General features: G+C 48.2%; 8 protein-coding genes. 5 read left to right on the forward strand and 3 right to left on the reverse strand.

Annotated features, from left to right (window positions below):
* Positions 1–156 precede the first annotated feature (156 nt).
* The gene (locus AC3WU2_RS30015; RefSeq protein ID WP_018758612.1) at positions 157–372 is read right to left on the reverse strand and encodes a hypothetical protein; all 216 of its coding nucleotides are present in this window, start codon (positions 370–372) and stop codon (positions 157–159) included.
* A 173-nt stretch (positions 373–545) separates the two neighbouring features.
* On the opposite strand from AC3WU2_RS30015, the gene AC3WU2_RS30020 reads away from it, so the two are divergent.
* The 3 genes from AC3WU2_RS30020 to AC3WU2_RS30030 are packed head-to-tail and all read left to right on the forward strand — an operon-like array spanning position 546 to position 3389.
* The gene (locus AC3WU2_RS30020) at positions 546–1721 is read left to right on the forward strand and encodes a MalY/PatB family protein (RefSeq protein WP_492458493.1); all 1176 of its coding nucleotides are present in this window, start codon (positions 546–548) and stop codon (positions 1719–1721) included.
* 46 nt (positions 1722–1767) lie between these two features.
* The gene (locus tag AC3WU2_RS30025) at positions 1768–2448 is read left to right on the forward strand and encodes a DNA alkylation repair protein (RefSeq protein ID WP_492458494.1); all 681 of its coding nucleotides are present in this window, start codon (positions 1768–1770) and stop codon (positions 2446–2448) included.
* The gene (locus AC3WU2_RS30030; RefSeq protein WP_492458495.1) at positions 2445–3389 is read left to right on the forward strand and encodes a serine hydrolase domain-containing protein; all 945 of its coding nucleotides are present in this window, start codon (positions 2445–2447) and stop codon (positions 3387–3389) included. The genes AC3WU2_RS30025 and AC3WU2_RS30030 overlap by 4 nt, the downstream gene beginning before the upstream one ends.
* Before the next feature lie 47 nt (positions 3390–3436).
* On the opposite strand, the gene rnhA is transcribed toward AC3WU2_RS30030, so the two are convergent.
* Entirely contained in the window at positions 3437–4096 is a 660-nt protein-coding gene (gene rnhA, locus AC3WU2_RS30035) for a ribonuclease H (protein WP_492458496.1), read from the reverse strand.
* Between the two features lie 213 nt (positions 4097–4309).
* Between rnhA and AC3WU2_RS30040 the strand changes: the two genes are divergently transcribed.
* Positions 4310–5068 (forward strand): threonine/serine exporter family protein, encoded by a 759-nt coding sequence (locus tag AC3WU2_RS30040; RefSeq protein WP_492458497.1) that lies wholly within the window; start codon positions 4310–4312, stop codon positions 5066–5068.
* A gap of 27 nt (positions 5069–5095) precedes the next feature.
* Positions 5096–5524 carry a threonine/serine exporter family protein gene (locus AC3WU2_RS30045; protein WP_492458498.1) on the forward strand — a complete coding sequence of 143 codons (429 nt, stop codon included), beginning with the start codon at positions 5096–5098 and terminating at the stop codon, positions 5522–5524.
* A gap of 12 nt (positions 5525–5536) precedes the next feature.
* On the opposite strand, the gene AC3WU2_RS30050 is transcribed toward AC3WU2_RS30045, so the two are convergent.
* Complete coding sequence (locus tag AC3WU2_RS30050; RefSeq protein ID WP_492458499.1) at positions 5537–5944, reverse strand: hypothetical protein; 408 nt, start codon at positions 5942–5944, stop codon at positions 5537–5539.
* Positions 5945–6024 lie beyond the last annotated feature (80 nt).

Genomic DNA, 6024 nt, shown 5'->3' on the forward strand with positions numbered 1-6024 from the left:
CTGGATGATATATGAATTATTTCGTTCCATGATTCACTTGTTATTTATAACTTGATTATAGTATATAACAAAAAGTAAGTCAATAACAATAAAAAAAGAAACGCTATCGCACTTGTTTTCAAAGTGGAAACGTTCCCTTTATCCTAACCCTTTATTTTAAATATAATCGTCGTCTTCGATCACATTGGATGCATGCTGCATCGATGCATCAGGAGCCGCAGGTGTTGCGGATGGAATCGCATTCCCTTCTTGCACATCATCACGCCCAAATTGCATCGATGTTAGTCCTGCACTAGCCGATGTTGCTGCATTCATTGATTCGAAATCCGCTTGAATCGCATCTTGAACAGCTTTTCTACTCTGATCTGACATGGTTGTCTCCTCCTCGTTCTCAAGCTTTTGCTTACAAGGATAGCGTGACCATTTCCGGCAAAACTATGTATTCGGCCTCATCCGAGGTAGGATTAACACTTTTCATAGTTGATTGCTTTTCTAGAAAGCCTTTAAATAAGAATATAACCGATACAACAGGAGGTACTTTCGCTATGCATTCATCTTTCGATCAGATTACGAACCGATTCGGCACCAACAGCGATAAGTGGGATATCATGGCTCAGCAATTCGGACAGAACCAAATCGCTCTCTCCGTCGCCGACATGGATTTGCTGACGCCCGAAGCCATCCAGAAATCCATTCGACGCATGGCAGATCACGGCATTTACGGCTATACGAATCTATTCGCACCTTATTATGATGCGGTCAAGCGATGGATGCGCAGCGCCTATTCATGGCAAGTAGAACAAGAATGGATCGTCTTCTGTCCGCGCATCGTCCAAGCTGTCTCTTTAATCATTCAGCATTTTACAGAGGAAACGGATCGGGTCTTGATTCACACACCATGCTATCAGCCAATCCCGCGATCAGTTCGTCTGAATCATCGCACCTTGGTGGAGAGTCCGCTTCAGCTTATCAATGGACGGTATGAAATGGATTTTGATGATATGGAACGCCATATGCAGGAAGGAATCAAAATTCTATTGTTCATCTCCCCGCACAACCCGACGGGACGGGTCTGGACGCGGCCTGAACTGGAGCGTGTTGCAGCGTTATGCGAGAAGTACGATGTGCTTATCGTCTCAGATGAAATCCATGCGGATTTCGCACATGTTGGACATGAGCATACCGTGATTGCCACCTTGTCCGATGCGATCGCACAACGCTCTATCATCTGCACTTCCCCAGCCAAAACCTTTAATCTGGCAGGTCTCGAGATTTCGAACATCATCATTCCGAATGCAGAATTACGTGCAGGCTTTCGGACGCGTATGCTTCAATCTGGCGTATTCGATCCGACCTTCTTCGCTGTCCCGGCACTCGAAGCTGCTTATACGGCGTGTGATGAATGGCTTGAGGAGTTACGCACATACATTCAAGGCAATATTGCATTTGCGAAGCAATTCATTACGGAACATATGCCAGAGTTAGTCGTCATTGAACCTGAAGGCACGTACCTGCTGTGGGTGGATTGCCGTGCGGTTAGTAGAGATGAGCAGGCATTGAAGCAATGGATTGAGCAGGAAGCTGGCGTCACTGTTAGCTTCGGTACGGCGTTCGGCCCTGGTGGCGATGGCTACATCCGCATCAATTTAGGCACACCGCGTGCATTGCTGCAAGAAGCACTTGAACGAATTCAGAGAGCCTATCCCTTAGCGAAGAGGTAAATCAACGGACTTCTGGATATTCTAAACGTACAAAGGAGTCGTGCCGATGCATCCCTATTCTGAACAACTCGAAGCGCATTTCCGAACTCACGCGAGTGCTAAAGAAGCCATTCCGATGGCAGCTTATATGCGGGATCAATTCCCCTATCTCGGTATTCGAACGCCAGAAAGAAGTCAATATTTACGCCAGTTCATGCAGGCGAATCCACTGCCTAAAGGCGAAGAACTTGTTCAAGTTGCCGGCGAAGTATGGTCACTGCCTGAACGAGAATTCCAATATGTCGCGATGGTTCTCTACGAGAAACACTGGAAGCATGCCGAACAAGCACATATCGATGTCTTAGCACACCTTGTTACAGATAAATCCTGGTGGGATACGGTCGATCTGATATCCTCACGGTTGATTGGATTCCATCTCACCAAATATCCAGAGCTGATTGCGTCCTATACAGAACGATGGATTGAATCCGATAACTTCTGGCTGCAGCGTGCTGCCCTGCTCTATCAGTTAAGTTATAAGAAGAATACCGACGAAGAACGATTGTTCCGATACATTCGGCGCCGTGCGGAAGAGAAGGAATTCTTCATTCGCAAAGCCATCGGCTGGGCGCTTCGAGAATACTCGAAGACGAATGAAGCGGCAGTTCGTAAATTCGTAGCGGAGAATGCCCTCTCGCCGCTCAGTCAGAAGGAAGCGCTCAAACATGTTGAGCGAAAGAACGCATGAAGCTATTTGACTTAGATCGCATAGAACAGTCGATCACTACGCATGCGCTCCGAAGCTGTATTTTGACAAAAGGCGATCAAATGCTGTTCGAGTACCATCGGGAACCTGACTCAGCAGACGCACTGCATAAGATCAACTCCTGCACCAAAAGTGTGTTATCCGCACTCGTCGGGATTGCGATCGATCAGGGGATTTTGCCAGGGACTGACGCACCGATCTATACCTTCTTCCCACAGTTGGAACAGGATGCCGATGAGCGTAAGCGTGGTATAACGATCGAACATTTACTCTCGATGACTGCAGGGTTTGAATGGATGGAGTTCGGAGGGCTGAATTCGTTCCCTCGCATGACAAAGACGATGAATTGGGTAGATTTCACATTAGCATTACCTTTGTCAGATCCTCCAGGTGCGCGAATGATCTACAATTCCGGCTGTTCGCAGCTGCTCGCGGCTATGATCATGCAAGCTTCTGGGCAATCGGTAGAAGAATTCGCCAAGCACCATCTCTTCCACCCTCTTGGTATAGAGGAATGGCAGTGGGAAGTCGATCCGCAAGGCATTCACACGGGAGGCTTCGGCCTCTATATGAAGGCTCGGGATATGCTTAAGTTCGGGCAGCTCTATCTGCAAAAAGGTCGATCACAAGGTATACAGATTCTTAGCGAGTCATGGATCGAGCAATCGACTTTGCCGCGTGTGCAAGTTAGTAAACCGCGCGAAGGCATGTACGGCTGGCATTGGTGGGTATCTACTTTCACGACCGAGCAAGAACCGGCGATAGAAGTTCCTTATTACTTCGCCCTCGGATTCGGCGGACAATATATTATCGTTGTTCCGTCTCATGATCTGGTAGCCGTCCTTACCAATGACAAGCATAAGAAAAGGAAGCCGCCCATCGATGTGTTCCTTCAGTATATTGCTCCTACGCTTGTCAAATGAAAAAAGGCTTGTCCTCCTGTACAGTGGACAAGCCTTTTCTTATTTATTTACTTCCGCCCATAGTCGGCTCGAATTTCGCCCCAGCTCTGCGTCTCCCACTTCAGGACTTTATTCTTGTACGTGTTCGTCCTAAGCCACTGTTCCGCTCGATCAACCAGGGTCCAGATCTCTTCCGTCGAAGCATCGCGAACAAGCGTGGAAGCTACCTTCTTCTGCTTAAGCCATTTCAGCGCATTTGCCGAATCGCTATAGATTGTCTGTGTGCTGTCCTTCTGTTTCAGGTAGGCCAAACCATGTACAATGGCAAGGAATTCACCCAGATTGTTCGTTCCCTTCGCAATTGGGCCATGTGAGAACAATATATCTCCTGTCTGTGTATCCACACCTTTGTACTCCACCGGCCCAGGATTCCCACGCGTCCCGACGTCGACCGAAATGCTGTTATAGTCGATTTCCGATAGCGGCACGTCTTTGGATGCGGGTTTACGCGATCCCGATGTCTTGGCAGCCCCGCTCCCTTTCGCCCCTGCTTGATTCCAATATGACTTCGCTCCGCCTTGATAGGCTTTCTCCGCTTCCGCTAAGGTCTCATACGATTTATACTTGGCCTGCGGGAATTGATTGACCTGCTCTTGGCACTCCGGCCATGTCTTATAAATCCCCGGCTTTTTCCCAGCCCATACGACATAATACTTCTGCTTCGCCATTCTTGTCCTCCTCGTACCCTACTTGTATTTCCTTATTATAATGGAAAATGGACGACAGAAGAAATGGGGTGCTTGTCACCTTGCTCACATATCTGCCTCAAGTGAGAAACTGCCATGATTAATCTTCGGTAAACCTGCTTTACATTCAGCATTTTCTTCTCCATAATGATCATAATTATGATTCTTGCATCATTTGATTATAGGGGATATGACATGGAAGACAAACTTGATCATTTAACATATGAGACCATCGAAATCTGCCTGCTCGCCGGCAAAATTATGCTGCAGAGCGGTGCAGAAACATCCCGTGTTGAAGATACGATGACACGGATGGCCACATCGCTTGGTCTCCCACGTTCGCATAGTTATGTCACGCCGACGGGCATTATTTTCTCGACGGATGGTGCAGAACCTGCCAAGTTAATCCGAATCACAGAACGAACGACAGATTTATCCAAAGTCGCCGAAGTGAACAATGTGTCTCGCGCACTAACAAGCGGCGCAATCACGATGCCGGAAGCTCGGCTGCGACTACGAGAAATCGAACAAGATAAACATACATATCCGATCTGGTTCCAGATCGTTGCTGCGGCGATTTCCAGCGGTTGCTTCCTGATTATGTTCCGAGGCGGCTGGTACGATTTCATTCCTGCTGTCCTATGCGGAGGTCTCGGACTTGCATCGGTCATCTATTTTCAACGGATCGTGGCCGTTAAGTTCTTCGCGGAATTCTCAGCATCGTTTCTGCTCGGTCTACTCGCCTTCTTATTCGTCAAGCTTGGGATTGGGTATGAAGTAGATAAGATCATCATCGGGTCGGTCATGCCGCTCGTTCCAGGCCTATTAATTACGAATGCGGTCCGTGACTTAATGTCCGGTCACCTCGTCTCAGGGATCTCCAAGGGTGCAGAAGCGTTCTTAACCGCCTTCGCTATTGGAACAGGTATTGCCCTCGTCTTCATCTTACTCTAACCAACTCATTCGAAAGAGGTCAATCTAATGATCGCACAACTCATTACCAGCTTTATTGCCTCCGCCGCCTTCGGCGTGATCTTCAATGCGCCAAGACGTTCGCTGCCGCAATGCGGCCTTGTCGGTATGGTCAGCTGGGCTGTCTATATTTTACTGAATGGGAGTTACAGCACCGTCCTTGCTACCTTTGCCGCGACCTTCGTCGTCGGCTCAACCAGTATTATTTTTGCACGGTTGTATAAGACGCCCGTCATTATCTTCAGCGTATCGGGAATGATCCCCCTCGTGCCCGGCGGCATGGCCTACGATGCGATGCGCCATTTCGTCGAGAATGACTACAATGTCGCGCTGCAGCTCGCTGCGCAAGCCTTCTTCATCTCCGGCTCGATCGCCATCGGCCTTGTGCTTGCTGAGGTGCTAAATCAGATGCTGCGCAAGGTGGGGAGCCGGATCTAAGCGCTAGCTGCATTAATGAAAATGCCCAGTAAGCAATAAATTTGCTTGCTGGGCATTTTTATTTGATGCGGGGTCTCGCCAAATAACTGCATTGCTGCAGTTATTTCGCCCGCGTGTGCAACATTCCCACCAAATAAACTGCACTTTTGCAGTTATTTCGCTCAAGCGTGCAATTTTCTCGCTGTTTAACTGCGTTTCTGCAGTTATTTCGCCCAAGCGGGCGTCTTTCCCTCCATTTAACTGCACTTTTGCAGTTATTTCGCCCGCGTGTGTGACTTTCCAGCCATTTAACTGCATTTTTGCAGTTATTTCCTCCGAGCGTGCGATCTTCCCGCCATTTAGCTCTACTTTAGCAGTTAATTCGTCCGAGCGTGCAACCTTCCCGCCATTTAGCTGCACTTTTGCAGTTATTTCGCCCAAGCGTGAGCTAAGTCCATATACTTGTGTAAAATGCTATTGGCATAAAAAAGAAGGAGCCATAGCCAAGATCCTCTATTAGA

It is taken from the genome of Paenibacillus sp. EB106-05-06-XG162 (genome assembly GCF_058791655.1).